Consider the following 17975-nt stretch of genomic DNA (forward strand, 5'->3'; position numbering starts at 1 on the left):
TCTTGTGGTTCTATCTCTTTGCTTTACGCAATTCCGGACGGAAAACCGCTACGCACCTTTCCTGGAATTGCTCTAGACCCTAGCGCCGACGAAATGCGCAGCCTGGGCGCCGGCCTCGTACCAGATTTCCTTCGCCGCCCTGAAGCTCGGCTCGACGACGTCGGTCACCGGCAGCGGCAGACCGGCCTCGGAAATCTGCCCGAGGATGTGCCCGGCAAGCACCTTGCCGAACACGGTGCCCGGCGCAATGCCGCGGCCATTATAGCCGGAAAAGCCGACGACATTCTGCGCCAGTTTGTGGAAGCGCGGCAGCGCATTGTCGGTCATGCCGATCTTGCCGTACCATTCGCATTCAAAGGGAATATCCCCAAGCTGCGGAAAGAGCTTTTTGAGGGAACGCCGTGCCCAGCTCTTATGGATCGCAAGGCCCGTATTGCGCAGGGCCCCGACGCTGCCGAAGACGAGCCGGCCGGCCTGATCCATGCGGAAGGATGACAAGACTTCCTTGGTGTCCCAAGCCCCCTCGCGGCCAGGCAGGACGGATTTACGCAAGTTATCGCCAAGCGGCACGGTGGCAAAATTGAAATAGGGAAGATGCACCTGCTCATTCCGCACCTGTTCCCACGGACCGGTGCTATAGGCATCCGTCGCAACGACGATCCAGTCGGCGGTGACCTTGCCGCCATCGGTCGAAACCACCCATTTCGCGCCGTTTCTTTCCGTAGAAGTCACGCGGCTGCCGGTGTGAACGGCAACGCCGGCTTTCACTACCGCATGCGCCAGGCCGCGCGCATAGGCAAGCGGCTGCAATGTGCCGGCGCGCATGTCGAGCAGAGCTCCGGCATAGGCGGAGCTGCCGACCCGGCGCTCAGTTTCCCGCGCGTCCAGCACCGTAACCGGTGCGCCGCGCTTGCTCCACTGGCGAGCCCGCTCCTCGATCTCTTTCAGGCCCTCCGGCCCAACGGCGCAATGCAGCGTGCCATTGCGCTCCAGCTCGCAGACGATGCCATGCTTGTCGATCAGCTCCATGACAAGCTTCGGCCCATTGCCGAGAAGGTCAAGAAGTCGCTCGCCGTGAACGGCACCAAGCTCTCCCGGAAGATCGTCGGGCATCACCCACATGCCGGCATTGATCAGGCCGACATTGCGCCCGGCTCCTCCGAAACCGATCTCATTGGCCTCCAGCAGCACGACGTTGCTACCTGCTTCGGCAAGATGCAGCGCCGCCGACAGGCCGGTATAGCCGCCGCCCACGATCACCACATCGGCATGGACATCGCCGGAAAGCGGCAATGTCGCCGGCGGCAGCGGGGCGGTCTTTTCCCAAAGACCATGGGAGCGTGGGTCATTCAGCATGAAATCGGTCCATTCGACGAAGGCAATCGCGCTAATCTAGCGCCACGCCTGCCTTTGCGGAAGCGGCAAGAACGACATCCGGTGGACAGAGCATGATGCCCAAAAGTGTAACCGGTTTTCGGACGACATCATGCTCCACTTCCTTGGTTCCGGAGCGGCTTCAGATTTCAAGTGGAACAGACCTGAAATCATCCGCTCTGGAGAAAAACTTGCATGGTCATGGCGCTTTCGGCCATTATAGAGAAAATGCCGGCCGCCATCGTGGCCGCAGATAAAAGCACGTCGCCATCGCGGCTGCGGTCAGAAGCAGGACAATCTCATGAAGCCCATTTTCGTTCAGCTCCAATGCGCTCCCGGCAGGACCTACGAAGTCGCCGACGCGATCTACCAGACGGAGCTGGTTTCGGAACTCTATTCCACCAGCGGCGAATACGACCTGCTGCTGAAGGTCTATATCAAGGAAGAGCAGGATATCGGCATCTTCATCAACGACAACATCGCCAAGATCCCCGGCATCGTCCGCTCGCTGACGACGCTGACGTTCCAGGCATTCTAGGCGCTCCAGACGCCCGAATTAACCTTTCCAGCCGAAACACAACGCCGCGCCGCCGGCGATTAAGCCCTTTTTAACCGCCCGGATGATCTGCTTTGCCGACTGATCAACGGGCGGCGCGCTGCAGCGCCGGATTGCCGGCGCCTGGCGCGGCATAGGGGTCGAGGGTGGATCGATGACATCGGCTGTTGCGGATATTCAGGCAAGCAAGCAGGCGGGACCGCTGATCGTGCACGTCGTGCGCCAGTTCCTGCCGAACAAGGGCGGCCTGGAAGATGTCGTCGCCAATCTCTGCCGGCAGCTGGTCACCCGCGGCTATCGCGTGCGCGTCGTCACCTGCAACACGCTGTTTTCCGATCCGGGCCGCGAACTGGCGGCAAACGAAACCATCGACGGCATCGAGATCGTGCGTATCCCCTGGTCCGGCTCCAGCCGCTATCCGGTCGCACCCCAGGCGTTCCGCCACGTAGCCGACGCCGATCTGGTGCATGTCCATGCCATCGATTTCTTCTTCGACGCGCTGGCCTGGGGCAAGCTGATGCATGGGCGCCCCATGGTCGCCACCACGCATGGCGGCTTTTTCCACACGCCCAAATATGCCGCCATCAAGAAGATCTGGTTCAATACCGCAACGCGGCTTTCAGCACTCGGCTACAACTATCTCATCTGCTGCAGCCAGTCGGACGCACGGCTCTTTTCCAATATCGCCGAAAGCCGTGTCCGCCTCATCGAGAATGGAGCGGATGTCGGCAAGTTCGCCAATTGCGCCGCATTGGAAGCGCGCCGCCGCATCGTCACCATCGGCCGTTTCTCGGTCAACAAGCGGCTGGACCGCATGCTCGATGTCATGAAGGTGCTGGCAGCCCGCGATGCCGAATGGCATCTCGATATTATCGGTGCCGTATCGGATCTCGATAAGCCAACGCTGGAGAGCGAAATCGCCGCTCGCAACCTCGAACGCAACGTCTCCCTACACGTGTCGATCGATGACGGCTCGATCCGCAACATCATCGCCCGCGCCTCGCTCTTCGCTTCCGCCTCGGAATATGAGGGCTTCGGCCTGGTGGCGATCGAGGCGATGAGCGCAGGGCTGTTGCCGGTGCTGCATAGGAACGAAGCCTACAAGGCGATGGCCGAAACCCATCCCGCCCTCATGCTTTCCGACTTCTCCGATCCGGAAGCCGCTGCCGATACGCTGACCGCGGCTTTCGAGCGCCTTCAGGCCGATGATCTGACCCTGAGGCAGGAATTGCTGCACGATGCCCGTGCCTATGCATGGGATGAGGTCGCCCAGCGCTACATGGATGTCTATGCCGAAACCTTGACGCCGAAGGGCAAATCGCCTCAGCTTTTGCGCCAGCGCGGCCAGGCCGCATAACCTTCCAGAATGCCCAGAAGCCAGGCGCGCTTGTAGCGCGCCGCATCGAAATTGAAACGCGCCAGAGCCGCAAGCCACCCGGCAACCGGCCGAAACAGCCGATAGCCGACATAATAAGACGGGAAGGCCTGCTTGCGCATCAAGGCGCCGAAGCCGCGGCCATATTTGCGCGCCCGCTCCACCTGCCGCGGACCATATTCGCTGGTGACCTGATCGTGATGGACGATCAGCTCCGGAAAGAACATTGCCTGCTTGCCGGCGGCAAGCGCGCGCAGCAGAAAATCTGCTTCCTCGCCGCTCTGGAAGGGTGTTTGCGAGCCGACGCCGAGGTCTTCATCGAAACCGCCGATGTCGGCGAGCGCGGCGCGGCGTACGAAGATACCGTTGGAATTGCCGCATTTCAGATAGTTCCAGCGCGTCAGCGCAAGCCGCGTCTCGCCGGTCGGGCTGACGGAGGCGAGCCCATCGGCATCGAGTGTGCGGCCGGTAACGATCGCAAGCTCGGAATGCGCGGCAAACAGCGCCGCGGCATCGGCAAGCGTATCGGCCTCGTACCAACAATCATCGTCGGGAAAGCAGACATAATCGCCTGTGGCCACCGCCATGCCGTTGTTGCGCGCCCGCGAAAGGCCCTTGGGCGACCGGATATGCCGGATGGCGAAATGAGGAGAAAAACCGTCGATGAGCCCGCTCAGCCGATCATCCGCATTCTGGTCGACGACGATCACCTCGAAATCGCGGTAACGCTGTGCGACGAGCGACCGGAACAGACGCTCGAGCTGATCGAAGCGATCGACCGTGCAGACGATGAGGCTGAACAATGAAACCCTCCCGACAAGCTCCGGGGCGGCCAACATCAGAAGGAATGAATATTAGCCGAAGTAAAAAGTGAACTTACAGCAGCATTAAGCCCTAAATATTAAGGCATATGAAATAGAGCTGACGCTATCCCCATGAAGAGCCGACATGTGCATTGAGTCTCGGCGAATTGAGGAACGGTCTATCTTCATGACGAAGAGCATTATGGCAAATTCGGTATTGAACGCGGCGGCGGGATTGACCCTGCTCGCGACCGGCTTTGCCTGTTCGATCATTGCCGCCCGCCTGCTTGGCCCGGAAGCCAACGGCATCATCGCCTTCTCGCTCTGGCTGACGACGACGGGCGCGCTCATCGCCGAACTTGGTGCCGGCGTGACCCTGCTGCGCATCCTGCCCCAATTAAAAGGACGTGGTTATTCGACAGAAGAGCGACTGGGCTTTGCCGCCTATCTCCTGCAGCCGACTATTCTGGCAACCGTAATCCTGCTCGTCGGCTATACCGCCTATTATTGGGATACGGAGCGATTGCATTGGGCCGGCGACGCCTCCGCCGTCATCGCCATCACCGGCATATTTTTCGTTTTGCAGTCGCTCGGCGCCTACAGCAAGAATTACCTGATCGGCGAGCAGCAGGTCGGCGCATTCCTGCGCCTCACGGTTATAAGCTCCGCATTGCAGCTCGTTACCGTGCTCGTCGGAGCGATCTTCTTCGGCGTCAGCGGTGCCCTTGCCGGCTATGCCATCGGCCAGCTGCCGATGTTCATCGCGACGCTCAGGATCGCGATTGCCCGAAGGAACAGCTGCGGCGTCGGCCTTTCCGCCCTCGTCAGCTCATCGCTCATTCTCTCGATCGAGCTCATCAACAGCTCCATCTTTCTCAATCGCATCGAGCTTCTGTTCCTGCAGCGTTACTGGGGTATCGAGGCTGTCGGCTTTTATGCCGTTGGCCTGTCGCTTGCCAATCTGGCGCTGCAGCTGCCAGTGCAATTGAGCGGCAGCCTTTTGCCCTATTATTCCGAACAGATGCATGCACGCGCATCGGACAAGCTGCCGGTCGAGGTCTTTGCCGGCGTGGCGCGCAGCCTCGCCTACATCACCTTGCCGATGAGCTTCGGTCTTGCGGCGATCGCGCCCGAACTTGTCGTGATGATCTTCGGCCAACCCTTCGCGCCGAGCGGCGGCATGGTGGCGCTGCTGTCGCTGACCGCAGCACCCTATGTGTTCATGCAGATATGCACGCAATATCTCTATTCGCTGGACCGCGTGCGCGAACGCACCATCATCGGCGTCATCGCCAGTGTCGTCATGGTCGTTGGCTGCCTGGTCGCCGTGCCCTTTTATGGTGGTGAAGGCGCCGCGCTGGTGCGCCTTCTGACCGTCACCGTCATGTGCCTTCTGATGGTGCGCCGCATGGAATTCGAAGGCTCGACGCGTGGCATGATGATCAATCTGACCAAGGTGACGATCGCAGCCATTCTTTGCGCGGCAGCCGCCTATGGCTTCGTTCAGGCACTGCCCGGCGTCGCCGGCCTCGTGGGCGCCGTCATTGCCGGCGGCCTCGCCTATGGCATCGCTCTCAGACTGCTGAAAGCCGTGCCTGTCGAGGACATCGACGTTCTGCAGAAAATCGCGGGGCGATTGCCCGCCCGTATCAATCCGATTGCTATTCAGGCCTTGGCGTTACTGGCGCCGCGTCGCATGTGAGGAGAAACGCCATGGCTGGTTGGGGAGCCGCCGCAGATGCGAATGAAACAAGAGACCTAAAATCAGCAGCAATGCCGGTGACCTTTTCGGGTACGGTCGGGCTATTCATGGCCGCCGCCACGCCATCGACAGGCACCGCCGCCCTATTCCTCAGCCCCTGGGGCTTCGAGGAAATGTGCGTCCGCAAATTCTGGCGAATCCTGGCGGAAGATCTGGCGGCTATCGGCATAGCCAGCCTGCGTTTCGACTATGCCGGCACCGGCGATGCACTTGACGTCGCCGACGAGGACGAGGGACTGACGCTCTGGCAAGAGACGGCGCTCGCCGCCGCTGCCAGGCTGAAATCGCTCTCCGGCTGCGAACGATTGATCCTCATCACCCAGGGCCTCGGCGGCACCATTGCCACAACATTGGCCGAACGGCTTCCAGATGTCGACGGCATTGCCTTTCTAGCACCCGTCATCTCGGGCCGCGCCTATCTTCGCGAGTTGACGATGTGGGCGAAGATGATCGACGAAGGCATGGGCCTGGAGGAAGCGCAACGTCAGACGGAAGGTGTTACCGTTGCCAGCCTGCGCATGCCGGATACCGTTGCCGACGCGGTCAAAAAGCTCAATCTGACTGCCCTTACGCGGCTTAACACACCGAATTGCCTCGTACTCACACGGCCCGGCCGCCCCGCAGATACGGACTTCGCCCGCCATCTCGAGACATTGGCCCCGCATGTCGAGTGCGGGACATATGAGGGCTATGACGAACTGGTGTCCAACCCGACGGTCGCCATCATGCCGACAGTCACGGGCAACAGGATCGTGGAATGGGCTGGGTCGATTGCCGCCCAGTCGAACAAAGCCGCATCAATCAACTCCGAAACGCCGATTGCGGAACCTCTCGTCGGCGACGGGTTTCGCGAGACGCCGGTACGCTTCGGCAAAGGCGAGCGCATCTTCGGCATTCTCTGCGAACCAGAAGGCGAACCCAACGGAGCAACCGCGCTGCTATTAACGACGGCCTATGATCGGCATGCGGGTTGGGGGCGAATGTCGGTCAGCATGGCGCGCGCTCTTGCCCGCGACGGCATTGCCTCGCTGCGTTTTGACAACGCCAATGTCGGCGATAGCCCGCCGCTTCCCGGCGCGCCGGAACAGGTGCTCTATTCCCGCGAACAGCACCTCGATGTCGCAGAAGCCCTCGACCTGCTGGAGGCGCGCAAACTTTTGCCGGCCTTCATCGTCGGCCGCTGCAGCGGCGGCTATCTTGCCTTCCAGGCGGCCCAGCGCGATATCAGATGCCAGGGGCTCATCACCGTCAACCCCTACAGCTTTTCCTGGGACGAAAGCCGGTCGGTTGACGAAGCCTTGCGTTATGCACCGCGATCGCTTGAAACCTACGGGCGGAAACTCCTGCAGCTGGAAACGTTAAAACGGCTCTTTGGCGGGCAGATCGACGCGAAGAGCGCCTTGCGCAACCTCGCCACCGTATTGGGCCGCCGCGCGATACGTTCGACCCGCCAATTGCTCGGCGTCTTTCCCTTCCTCGCCGGCGTACAAGGGCCTGTCATCAGCGGCTTTCGCGCGCTCGCCAAGCGCGGGGTCGACATGTCCTTGATCTACAGTGCTCGCGATATCGGCCTCGATCATCTCCACGAGCAGTTCGGCGAGGATGGCAGCGGCCTGAAACATTTTCCGGACATCCGCCTCACCATCATTCCCGAGGCCGACCACAATCTGACCCCGCCATATGCCCGCAAGGTCTATTTGCGCGAGGTGCGGGAAATGGGATTGAGGCTCGGCAAGGCATGAATCCCAACCCCGGCAAACATGGGAAATACTCGCCATATCCGGCACTTGCTGTATAGTTGCGCCATGAGGATCCTGATCGTCGAAGACAATCGCGAACTGGCCTCCTGGCTCGGCAAGGCGCTGCGCCAGGCGCAATATGTCGTCGACATCGCCTATGACGGCGAGGACGCCGAACATATGCTGAAGGTCGCGGCCTATGCCCTGGTCATCCTGGATCTGTCGCTGCCGAAAATGGACGGATTGACCGTGTTGAAGCGCCTGCGGCAGAGCGGCAACAAGGTGCCGGTGATCATCCTCACCGCCAATGCCAGCCTCGATGGCCGCATCGCCGGCCTCGACAGCGGTGCCGACGACTATCTCGCCAAACCTTTCGAGATCGCCGAACTCGAAGCGCGCATCCGCGCCGCCATGCGCCAGCGCCATGATCATGCCGCGCCGGAGATCGCCATCGGCGACCTCTTGTTTGATGGCGGAACCCGGCAATTCTATCTGGCCGGCGAAGCCCTGGCCTTGACGCCGCGCGAACATTCCGTGCTCGAACACCTCATCATGAAGGCAGGCACGACCGTAACCAAGACGACGCTGTCGGAAAGCGTCTTCGGCTTCGATGATCTCGCCGATACCAGTGCCATCGAAATCTACGTCCATCGCGTCCGCAAGAAACTTGAAGGCAGCACCGTGCAGATCGCGACGCTGCGGGGCCTCGGCTATCTCCTCCGCCATGCACAATGATGCCGCTCCCGCACCGAAAGGGCTGTTCAGCCGCGCTATCGGCGCGCTGACCAACAGCCTTCGGGCGCAATTGCTTGCCTGGGTCGTGCTGACGCTGATCGGAGCGATCTGCATCAATCTCTATCTCAGCTTCCGATCCGCCGACGCCACCGCCGATCTCGTCACCGATCGTACCCTGCTCGCCTCGGCTCGCGTCATCGCTGAAGCTACCCATGTCGACGGCAGCGGCACCGTGCAGATCGATATCCCTCCCGCGGCGCTGGAGATGTTCGATACGGGCTATGGCGACCGCGTCTTCTATCAGGTGATCACCGCATGGGGGAGCCTCGTCGCCGGTTACCCCGATCTGCCGCATCCGAAGCGGGAACAGGTCGGCGAGGACACCATTTTTCGCACCGACGGAATGCGCGTCCTGATGCTCAACCATCCGGTGGTCGGCCTTGGCCAAGACGGCACCGTGTCCGTGGTTGTTGCCGTCAGCCACAACAGTCAGCATGCCATGCGCCGCAAGCTGTGGCTGTCGGATTTCTCCAAACAACTCGTTCTCGTCCTGCTCGCCGGCCTGGTCACCATCATCGGCTTGCAACGCGGCCTTGCCCCGGTGCTAAGGCTACGCGACGCCGTCCGCGAGCGCGGCCGCCAGCGCCTGGATCCGTTGGATCCAAACATGGTGCAGAACGAGCTTAGGCCGCTCGTCCATGCCCTCAACGATCACATGGAGCGCGTGCAGAACCAGATGGCCGCACAACGCCGCTTCGTCTCGAACGCCGCCCATCAGCTGCGCACCCCGCTTGCCCTCATCTCGACACAGGCAAGCGTCGCGGCGCGCGAGACCGATAATGGCCGGCGTGACGAGGCTCTGTCCGCTTTGCGCTCAAGCACCTGGCAGGTCACCCGGCTCGCAAGCCAGCTCCTCACGCTTTCGCGCGCCGAACCCGGCAGCCGCCGGCCGCGAAACGACACGATCGATCTTGCTGATACCGCCAGACAGGTTTTGGAAAATCTCGCCGAAGAGGCCCTGCGGCGCAACATCGACCTCGGGCTGGAAGCCGACGATACGTCCGTGCACGTCGAGGGCGATGGCACCATGCTGCGCGAAATGCTGGTAAACCTCGTTGACAATGCCTTGCGCTACACGCAACCGGGCGGCCGCGTGACGGTCGGCGTGGGGCAGGAAGGCGATACCGCCCTGCTATGGGTTGAGGACAATGGACCGGGCATCCCCGAGGCCGAGCGTCCCCAGGTCTTCGAGCGCTTCTATCGCATCATCGGCACCGAGCCCGAAGGCAGCGGCCTCGGGCTTGCCATCGTCCGAGAAGTCGTCGACGGCGCCGGCGGCGCCGTCACGCTCGGTGACGCAGCGGGCGGTGGGCTGCTGGTGAGCGTGCGGCTGCCGGCTGTGTGAGCCATCACATACAACAAAAAAGGCCGGGCAAGATGCCCGGCCCGGCCTTGGGAGGCGCTGGAAATGTGGTGGCCTAGTGCATGTCGAGGCTCTGCTGGGGACGCCACCGGGTGATGTGGTTTTCGATGAGCGTCATCACGTATTCGGCGCCGAGCGTCACAACCATCACCAGGATGATCGCAGCATAAAGACCGGCGGCGTCGTACGTGCCCTTGGCGATCGAGATCAGGTAGCCGATACCGGCCAGCGAACCGACGAACTCGCCGACGATCGCGCCGATGATGGCGAACGAGAACGAGACGTGCAGGCTGGCGAAGATCCAGCTCATCGCCGATGGCAGGATGACGTTGCGGGTGACCTGCCAGTTCGAGGCGCCGAGAATGCGGGCATTGGCGATCATGTTGCGGTCGGCCTCGCGTACGCCCTGGAAGGCGTTGGCGAACACGACGAAGAACACCATAATGAAGGCGAGCGCCACCTTAGAGGGCAGGCCAAGGCCCATGATCATCACGAAGATCGGCGCGAGAACGACGCGCGGGATCGAATTGATCGCCTTGATGTAGATCGACAGAATATCGGAAGCGAGCCGGTTGCGGCCAAGCGCGACACCGACCAGAACGCCGGCCACCGAGCCGATGATGAAGCCGATCAGCGCTTCTTCCATGGTGACGCCGAGATGGTACCAGAGCGAGCCGCTCTCGGTGCCTTCGGTGATCCATTCCCACAGGCGCAGCGCGATACCATACGGGCTGGAATAGAAGAACGGGTCGATCCAGTGTAGATCCGAGGCGATCTGCCAGAGGCCGAGGATGGCGGCGAGAATGGCGATCTGCCAGAACAGCACGACGTATTTGCGGCGTGTCATTGCCTTCATCGCGGCCGCTTCGATTTCCGCATCCGAGGTGCCGGCACGAAAGATCGGCGCATTGCCTGCTTCAAGGGCTGTGTTTGCCATGATCAATCCTCCCTTATGCCGCTTCTGCGGCACGGCGATAGCTGGTTTCGACTTCTTCGCGAAGGTCGTCCCAGATCGTCTTGCAATAATCGATGAAGTTCTGCTCGTAGCGAATCTCGGAGACGACGCGCGGGCGCGGGAGATCGATCGTGTAGACCGATTTCACCGTGGCAGGGCCGGCTGTGAGAACATAGACCTTGTCGGCCAGTGCAACGGCCTCTTCGAGATCGTGGGTGACGAATACGACGGACGCCTGCCGTTCGGCCCAGAGCTTCAGGAGCTCCTCATGCATGACCGTACGGGTCTGCACGTCGAGCGCCGAGAAGGGCTCGTCCATCAAGAGGATTTCCGGCTCGTTGATGAAGGTCTGCGCCAGCGACACGCGCTTGCGCATGCCGCCCGAGAGCTGATGCGGATAGTGATGCAGGAATTTCGTCAGGCCGACGCGGGCGAGCCAGTCCTTGGCGCTCTTTTCGGCCTCGGCCTTCGACTTGCCGCGAAACAGCGGGCCGGCCATGACGTTTTCGATGACGTTCTTCCAGGGGAAGAGCGCATCCGTCTGGAAGGCGAAACCGACACGCGGGTCGATGCCGTTGACCGGGCCACCCATCAGGCGGACTTCGCCGGCGCTCGGCTTGGCAAGGCCGGTGACGAGGTTGAGTGTCGTCGACTTGCCACAGCCCGTCGGTCCGACAACGGCGACGAACTCGCCGCGTTCGACGGTCATGTTGAAATCGCGCAGCGCCGTCAGTGACTTGCCGGTCGGGGATACGAAACGGCGGCTGACATTGATGAGCTCGATCGCCGGTGTCCGGCGTCCATCCTGTTGCATGGTGCTGATCCCTCACACGTGCCTTAGGGCATGCACGCAAAGCCCGCTGAACTGCCGCTTCCAACAGAGGTCGGAAGCGGCGCTGTGACTGCTTATTTGACGTTCTTGACGAATTCCGTCGTGTAGGTCTTCGACAGGTCGATCGTCTTGCCCTTGACGTTCTTGGAGAAGGCGGAAAGCACGGCGAGAACCGTCTTCGGACCATCTTCAGGCATCACGCCATCGGCCGTGAACATTTCCTTGCCGGCGTCGAGAGCCTTGATGTAGCCGTCCTTGTCGCCAACGTAGAAATCCTTCGGCATCTTGTCGGCAATCTCGGCAGCGGAGTGCGTGTGGATGAAGCGCATCGTTTTGACGAAGGCGTTCGCCAGCTTCTGCACCTCTTCCTTATGGGCGTCGACCCATGCGGCATCCATGTAGAGAGATGCGGCCGGATAGGTGCCGCCAAGAGCGTCTTCCGTGCCCTTGAGCGTACGCAGATCGACGAGGACCTTGGCTTCGCCCGTCTTCAGGAGGCGCGAGATCGTCGGCTCGGTGGTCATACCGGCCTGGATGGCATCCTGCTGCATGGCGGCGATGAAGGTCTGGCCGGCGCCAACCGGAACCGGGGTCACGTCAGCCGGCGAAAGCCCGGCCTTCGATGCCATGTAGAGCGTCAGGAAGTTCGTGGACGAACCGAGGCCGGTCACGCCGACGCTCTTGCCCTTCATATCCGCGAAGGACTTGATTTCCGGGTGCTTGGTCGAAACCAACTCGACTTCGCCAGGCGCCTGGCTGAACTGCACGACGGACTTGATGAACTTGCCCTTGGCCTGCAGGTCGACACAGTGATCATAAAAACCGACGACGCCCTGAACGGCACCGGCCAGCAGCTGATTTTCGGCATCGACGCCGGCGGATTCGTTCAAAAGCTCGACCTCGAGGCCTTCATCCTTGAAGTAACCGAGGGATTCGGCAAGCTTGGCCGGCAGATAGATCTGCTTTTCGTAGCCGCCCACCATGATGGAGATCTTGTCGGCGGCATTGGCTGCCGTGGCTGCAAAGGAAGCAGCTGAAATGACGAGGGAAAGGGCTACGGTGTGAAAAAGCGCGCGCGATGAACGCATCAATGTCTCCTCCTGTTTGAATGCTTGCGCCGTAAAGCGCCGCAGAAAATTGCGCTTCCTCCACGAAGCGGGGCAAACCTAACGCGGGTAAGCTTTCAGTAAGCTTTCAGTGCCCGATCGAATAAGGCGACATTGTGATTTTATTTCTTTGGCGCCAGGCCGGACCACTTTGCAACGATAGGCGGCTTGGTCTTGGCATTTCCCGTATTGCGGCTAAACTGGAGATCATGATTTTCGCCAGGGGGACGATCCATGAGGATTGCAGCCGTAGCCTTGATTCTAACAGCGATCATGATCGCCGGGCCGGCATCGGCGATCTCCCGCTATGAGTCCCTGAGCAAGAGTTGCGCTGCGGTACAACAGCTGATCGCTGGCGAACGTGCCGTGATCCTGCGCTATCCCGCGCAAAATGGCCGCCTCGTTCTTTATGATCGTTATGTCTCCGACACCCCGCAATGCGGCATATCCGGCTATGCCGCACGCGCCTATGTCCCGACGCGGGATAACCCGCTATGCCCGGTTTATAATTGCAAACCGTCATCGGTGTTCAATCCTCATTGACGCGAATCGGCTTTTCTGCCGTTTATGCTGATGGTGGGGTTACAAAACATTACAGAAAAAAGACTTTTAGTTGAATTTTACTCATATTTCACACACATTGTGCGGGCAGACTGAGCACGTGTCACTTACCCTGGAGTGGCACAAGTGGGGTGGCATCCACTGGGGGCCCCCTATTGACAAGGAGATTGCGCAGTGAGTGCAAAAGTACCGAATCCGATTGATGCCTATGTCGGTTCACGCGTGCGCACGCGGCGGCTTATGCTTGGCATGAGCCAGGAACGACTTGCCGAACAGATCGGCGTTACGTTTCAACAGGTGCAGAAATACGAGAAGGGCACCAATCGCATTGGCGCCAGCCGATTGCAGGCCATAGCCAATGTTCTGGCTGTACCGGTTGCCTTTTTCTTCCAGCAAGACAATTCGCAGCCGCTGAACACAGACGGTTTGGGCGCGATCAACGGCCTTGAGGACCTGTCGGAATTCCTGACGTCCAAGGAAGGCTTGAGCCTCAACAAGGCCTTCATGAAGATCACCGACCCGAGCGTGCGTCAGTCCGTACTGACCCTGATCAAGTCACTGGCGAATGGCTCCGAGCCGCTCACAGGCCACGTGCCGCGTGCGCCGGATGCCTCGATAGGCCTTCGCAACTGACGTTTCGCCTGCTTTATCGAGCAGGATAGAGGCAATCACCGGCGCCGGCTGACGATTGCTTCGATGTTCGTGTGTTCGCCACCTATAGCTATTGCCGTTGATAGACAATCGGTAGGTCCAGAACAATAATGCCTGGGGATGGCAGCCGGCTTTGCAGGGCTGCCACCCGAATTATCTTAGTCGATCAATGATTTGGCCCGGATGGTAGTGATGATTGCGGATCATTCCCTTGCCGAGTTCCTTGCCGGGCATTCAGATCATACCGCTTCTTTCCCATCCGCCTCCTCCTATTCCGATCGCGTCTGTTCAGCCGAAGAAACTCTTGGGCGGATCGAACCGCATCTCACGACGCACGGCATCACCCGTCTCTCCCGCCTCACAGGTCTCGACAAGGTCGGCATCCCGGTCTGGCAAGCCGTCAGCCCGAATGCGCGATCGATCGTCATCCACAATGGCAAGGGCATCACCGATGTCGAAGCCAAGGTTTCGGCCGCAATGGAAGCGCTTGAACGCGCCACTGCTGGCGAACCGGCACTCGCAAGCCTGGTCACCAGCCGCGCTCGCCTTGAAGCCCAGGGGCATCGCAGCGATGCGCTCCCCACGCTCATCGCCGGCGGGCAGTCCGATATCGCCGATGACGAAGAGCTTGCCTGGACCCAAGGCCATGATCTCATCGGCGGGCAGGCGGTCTGGCTTCCTTTCCAGGCTGTCACGCTCGATCGCACCATTCGCGATCCACGCTTCTGGCAATCATCCGACGGGCTGGCATCCGGCAACAATCTCACCGAGGCTATCCTGCACGGCTTGCTGGAACGCATCGAGCGGGACGCCTTGGTGCTATGGGAGGTCTCCTCGCCGAGGCAGCGTATCGACGCTTGTCTGGATCCGGCATCCCTGAACGATCCGGTGCTGAACCAGTTGACGGAGAAGATTGAGTCAGCCGGGCTGACATTGCGCCTTTTCGACATCACCAGCGATATCGCCATCCCCGTCGTCGTCGCCTTGATCGGCCCTGCCGACATTGGCACGCCGGGGCGCACCTACCGCTATTTCGATGTCACGCTCGGCAGTGGCGCGCATCCATCTCGGCTGCGCGCGGCAATCCGCGCCGTGACCGAAGCGGCACAGTCCAGGCTTACCTTCATCAGCGGCGGGCGTGACGATATCCATCCGGAAAGTTTCACGCGCGCGCTGCCCGAGAACATCCGGAACTGCTTCGATGCCGATCCGAAGCAGGCGACGGGAGCCAACGTCGCGCTGCCGAAAGGCGCCGATGCCTTGCTGCAACTGACGATAGATCGATTGCGCGACGCAGCTATCGGTTCCGCGATCGCGGTACCGCTGACAGCTTGCTCCCTGCCCTTCGCCGTCGCAAAGATCGTGGTGCCGCAACTTGAGAATCCGGCCGGAAATCGCAAGCGCCGGCTCGGTCACAGGGCAATCTCCAAGTCCCTGCATCTTCTGTAGCCACACTAGCTCGTTCGGCGAATATCAGGATTCGCTCTCTCGCGCTGTGGTTTCGAACCGGCCGGCTGCACTAGCCGCAAATTGCAATCACAAATTCTGATCACAATCAAACATCGTGTCACGCCGTGTGTCACGCGCAAAGCTGCGAAACATTCGTTAACGTTTGCTCATGTTCCTGGCAGGACTCAACTCGTCCGAAGCCGGAATGGGCAACAGAGGGTATAAAATGACGGCAGCATTTTCGATGGAGGCAACGAACCAGGATCCGGATTCGCTCAAGGAACTGGCATCGATCGCCCGGCTCATCACCTATGCGCGGCAAAGCGCCAAAAATCTCGAGGCGGAGTTTCCAGTCTGGTGCCTGGATCTGGCGCTTGGGGCAGTCTTGCAGGAAATGTACGCAAACGGCCTGCAGGCGCCCTGGTACGAAGAAGGTGCAGACGCGGCAAACATGGCCGTCGCACATTGATCATGCCACTCCGGGCTTCGGCGGAAGCTTGTAAAATGCCGATGCGGTTGGGCGACCGCATCGGCATTTATTTTTGAAACGTAGGAATGAGATTGCTAGCGACCGTTCGTACGCCGCTGCACGCCCGCCACGAAGATTGCGATACATTGGCGCAAATGCCGCAGCCGCGTTTCGCGATCGGGCCAATCATTGGGGTGACCCGGCTTTGAAATCATGGCGCTGAAGATCATGCCCATCAGCATGCGCGCACCGCTTGCAACATCGGCAATCTCGATCAGACCGCGCTGCTGCTGCAGGCTGAGCCAATCCGCCAGCATCTGTTGTGACTGCTTTGCGCCGTAGGTGTGCATCAACGCCGCGACCTCAGGAAATTGCTGCGATTCACTGATGGCAAGATGAATGAAAGCCTCGCGCTCACGCTCCTTGGCTTCGTCTATGTCGATCATGAAGATTTGCTCGAGCGCTTCGTCGAGCGGCAGATTTTCGTTGATGTCACGCGGCAAAGCCAGCATCGAAGCGCGATGATCGGCGATGATCGCCATGAAGAGATCAGTCTTGCTCGGAAACAATCGGTAAAGGGTCTGCTTGGAAATCCGGCAACGGGCGGCGATCAGATCCATTGTCGTACCACCGTAACCGAGTTCGTAGAATGTCGCCCGTGCCTCGGTGACGATCTCGGCCCGCCGCTCATCGTCGCTGACGGTTTTTGGACGACCGCGCGGTCGGCGTATTGCAGCCTGATCGGCCATACCCTCCCGTTCTTTCGTCGGTGCTTCCATCTGGACCTCAACAACCGAATGCGATTGACATTTGGAGCAATCCAAATATTTTCCGTACGACCTCGTACTGTAAATAAGGCAACAGGAAATAGCAACGTGCGAAAGCTTGCCTCTTTCACCTCCGCATCCATCTATCCCGCAATATCCACTCGCCGTCTGACGACCCGAGCTGCGATGCTCGTCGCCGGTGTCGCCGCCACGATGCTGCTTGCCGGCTGCAACGACCAGAAAGCTGCGCAGAACAACGCGCCTGTGGTGCGGACCGAAGTCAGCGCCATGGCGCTGCATCCGCAATCGGTCGCGATCACCGCAGAACTGCCCGGCCGTACCAGCGCCTATCTCGTGGCCGAAGTGCGCCCCCAGGTCGGCGGCATCATCCGCAACCGTAATTTCAAGGAAGGCAGCGAGGTCAAGGCCGGCGACGTGCTCTATGAGATCGATCCCGCCTCCTATCAGGCCTCCTATGACAGCGCCGCCGCTGCTCTGCAGAAGGCGCAGGGCGCGGTGCCGAGCGCCCAGTCGAAGGTGGACCGATACAAGAGCCTCACGCAGCAGGACGCGGTCAGCAAACAGAATCTGGACGATGCGGTTTCCACCCTTGCCCAGGCGAATGCCGACGTAGCATCGGCGAAAGCAGCCCTGGAAACGGCGCGCATCAATCTCGACTACACCAAGATGCGCGCGCCGATCGGTGGCCGTGTCGATGCGTCCGCGGTCACCGTCGGCGCCCTCGTTACCGCCGACCAGACGACCGCACTGACCACCATCCGCCAGCTCGATCCGATCAATGTCGACGTCACGCAGTCGAGCACCAACCTGCTTGAATTCCGTCGTGCCATCGCCGAGGGCCGGTTGAAGACCAGCGGCGACAATGTCTCCGTCCACCTGACGCTGGAAGACGGCAGCCAGTACAAGGAAGTCGGCAAGCTCGAATTCGCCGAAGCGGCGGTTGCCGAGACCGTCGGCACCATCACCGTGCGCGCCGTTTTCCCGAACCCCGATCGCATCTTGCTGCCCGGCATGTATGTGCGCGCCACCATTCAGGAAGGCATTGCCGAAAACAGCTTCCTGGTGCCGCAACGCGCCGTCTTCCGCAACACCAAGGGCGAGCCGACCGCCATGTTCGTGGCTGCCGACAACAAGGTGCAGCAGCGCGTCTTGAAGGTACAGCGCAGCATCGGCAACAGCTGGCTCGTCAATGAAGGCATGAAGGACGGCGACCGCGTGATCGTCGAAGGCAGCCAGCGTGTCCGCGACGGCCAGGAAGTAAACGTCTCTCCGGTGACTATCGACGATGCGACGGGCGAGGTGAAGCAGGCAGCCGCCGACGCCAAACCTCCAGAGCAGCAGGCCGAATTGGAAAAGACCGATATCAAGGCCGCCTCCGGCGCTCAGAAGTGAGAATT

The 17975-nt window shown here is 60.6% G+C and carries 17 protein-coding genes; 11 read left to right on the forward strand and 6 right to left on the reverse strand.

What is annotated here, in order from left to right; translation table 11 throughout:
* Positions 1-72: 72 nt before the first annotated feature.
* Positions 73-1356 carry an FAD-binding oxidoreductase gene (locus BSK43_RS02400; protein WP_077470778.1) on the reverse strand — a complete coding sequence of 428 codons (1284 nt, stop codon included), beginning with the start codon at positions 1354-1356 and terminating at the stop codon, positions 73-75.
* A gap of 319 nt (positions 1357-1675) precedes the next feature.
* Here BSK43_RS02400 and BSK43_RS02405 point away from each other — a divergent pair, with 319 nt between their 5' ends.
* Entirely contained in the window at positions 1676-1912 is a 237-nt protein-coding gene (locus BSK43_RS02405) for an Lrp/AsnC ligand binding domain-containing protein (RefSeq protein ID WP_034481504.1), read from the forward strand.
* Between the two features lie 172 nt (positions 1913-2084).
* Complete coding sequence (locus BSK43_RS02410; protein ID WP_077470779.1) at positions 2085-3287, forward strand: glycosyltransferase family 4 protein; 1203 nt, start codon at positions 2085-2087, stop codon at positions 3285-3287.
* Here BSK43_RS02410 and BSK43_RS02415 read toward each other — a convergent pair.
* Positions 3254-4108 carry a glycosyltransferase family A protein gene (locus BSK43_RS02415; protein WP_077470780.1) on the reverse strand — a complete coding sequence of 285 codons (855 nt, stop codon included), beginning with the start codon at positions 4106-4108 and terminating at the stop codon, positions 3254-3256. The genes BSK43_RS02410 and BSK43_RS02415 overlap by 34 nt on opposite strands.
* Positions 4109-4295: 187 nt before the next feature.
* Here BSK43_RS02415 and BSK43_RS02420 point away from each other — a divergent pair, with 187 nt between their 5' ends.
* The 4 genes from BSK43_RS02420 (at position 4296) to BSK43_RS02435 (ending at position 9749) form a co-directional block, all read left to right on the forward strand.
* Positions 4296-5810 (forward strand): polysaccharide biosynthesis C-terminal domain-containing protein, encoded by a 1515-nt coding sequence (locus BSK43_RS02420; RefSeq protein ID WP_077470781.1) that lies wholly within the window; start codon positions 4296-4298, stop codon positions 5808-5810.
* Between the two features lie 11 nt (positions 5811-5821).
* Positions 5822-7612, forward strand: a complete 1791-nt coding sequence (locus BSK43_RS02425; RefSeq protein WP_077470782.1) for an alpha/beta fold hydrolase — start codon at positions 5822-5824, stop codon at positions 7610-7612.
* Between the two features lie 63 nt (positions 7613-7675).
* A complete protein-coding gene (locus tag BSK43_RS02430) occupies positions 7676-8344 on the forward strand; it encodes a response regulator (protein WP_136686672.1) in 669 nt (222 codons plus the stop codon).
* Entirely contained in the window at positions 8334-9749 is a 1416-nt protein-coding gene (locus tag BSK43_RS02435; RefSeq protein ID WP_077470783.1) for a sensor histidine kinase, read from the forward strand. Before BSK43_RS02430 ends, BSK43_RS02435 begins: the two co-directional genes overlap by 11 nt.
* A gap of 73 nt (positions 9750-9822) precedes the next feature.
* Here BSK43_RS02435 and BSK43_RS02440 read toward each other — a convergent pair whose 3' ends face one another.
* The 3 genes from BSK43_RS02440 to BSK43_RS02450 form a co-directional block, all read right to left on the reverse strand.
* Positions 9823-10704: an ABC transporter permease gene (locus BSK43_RS02440; protein ID WP_077470784.1), complete on the reverse strand. Its 882-nt coding sequence runs from the start codon at positions 10702-10704 to the stop codon at positions 9823-9825.
* A gap of 13 nt (positions 10705-10717) precedes the next feature.
* Complete coding sequence (locus BSK43_RS02445; protein ID WP_068394552.1) at positions 10718-11536, reverse strand: ABC transporter ATP-binding protein; 819 nt, start codon at positions 11534-11536, stop codon at positions 10718-10720.
* 92 nt (positions 11537-11628) lie between these two features.
* The gene (locus BSK43_RS02450) at positions 11629-12642 is read right to left on the reverse strand and encodes an ABC transporter substrate-binding protein (protein ID WP_077470785.1); all 1014 of its coding nucleotides are present in this window, start codon (positions 12640-12642) and stop codon (positions 11629-11631) included.
* A 252-nt stretch (positions 12643-12894) separates the two neighbouring features.
* Between BSK43_RS02450 and BSK43_RS02455 the strand changes: the two genes are divergently transcribed.
* The 4 genes from BSK43_RS02455 to BSK43_RS02470 all read left to right on the forward strand — a co-directional run bounded on the left by BSK43_RS02455 (position 12895) and on the right by BSK43_RS02470 (position 15790).
* A complete protein-coding gene (locus BSK43_RS02455; RefSeq protein ID WP_077470786.1) occupies positions 12895-13203 on the forward strand; it encodes a hypothetical protein in 309 nt (102 codons plus the stop codon).
* A 192-nt stretch (positions 13204-13395) separates the two neighbouring features.
* Complete coding sequence (locus tag BSK43_RS02460) at positions 13396-13854, forward strand: helix-turn-helix transcriptional regulator (RefSeq protein ID WP_077470787.1); 459 nt, start codon at positions 13396-13398, stop codon at positions 13852-13854.
* Positions 13855-14064: 210 nt separating this feature from the next.
* Positions 14065-15321, forward strand: a complete 1257-nt coding sequence (locus BSK43_RS02465; RefSeq protein WP_205910581.1) for a YcaO-like family protein — start codon at positions 14065-14067, stop codon at positions 15319-15321.
* A gap of 226 nt (positions 15322-15547) precedes the next feature.
* Positions 15548-15790, forward strand: a complete 243-nt coding sequence (locus BSK43_RS02470; protein ID WP_077470789.1) for a hypothetical protein — start codon at positions 15548-15550, stop codon at positions 15788-15790.
* A 95-nt stretch (positions 15791-15885) separates the two neighbouring features.
* On the opposite strand, the gene BSK43_RS02475 is transcribed toward BSK43_RS02470, so the two are convergent.
* Positions 15886-16569, reverse strand: coding sequence for a TetR/AcrR family transcriptional regulator (locus BSK43_RS02475; protein ID WP_077470790.1), 684 nt, complete (start codon positions 16567-16569; stop codon positions 15886-15888).
* A gap of 201 nt (positions 16570-16770) precedes the next feature.
* Between BSK43_RS02475 and BSK43_RS02480 the strand changes: the two genes are divergently transcribed.
* A complete protein-coding gene (locus tag BSK43_RS02480) occupies positions 16771-17970 on the forward strand; it encodes an efflux RND transporter periplasmic adaptor subunit (RefSeq protein ID WP_281406601.1) in 1200 nt (399 codons plus the stop codon).
* The last annotated feature ends 5 nt before the right edge of the window (positions 17971-17975 follow it).

The sequence above is a fragment of the Rhizobium sp. P44RR-XXIV genome (assembly GCF_001999485.2).
Lineage (GTDB): Bacteria > Pseudomonadota > Alphaproteobacteria > Rhizobiales > Rhizobiaceae > Rhizobium.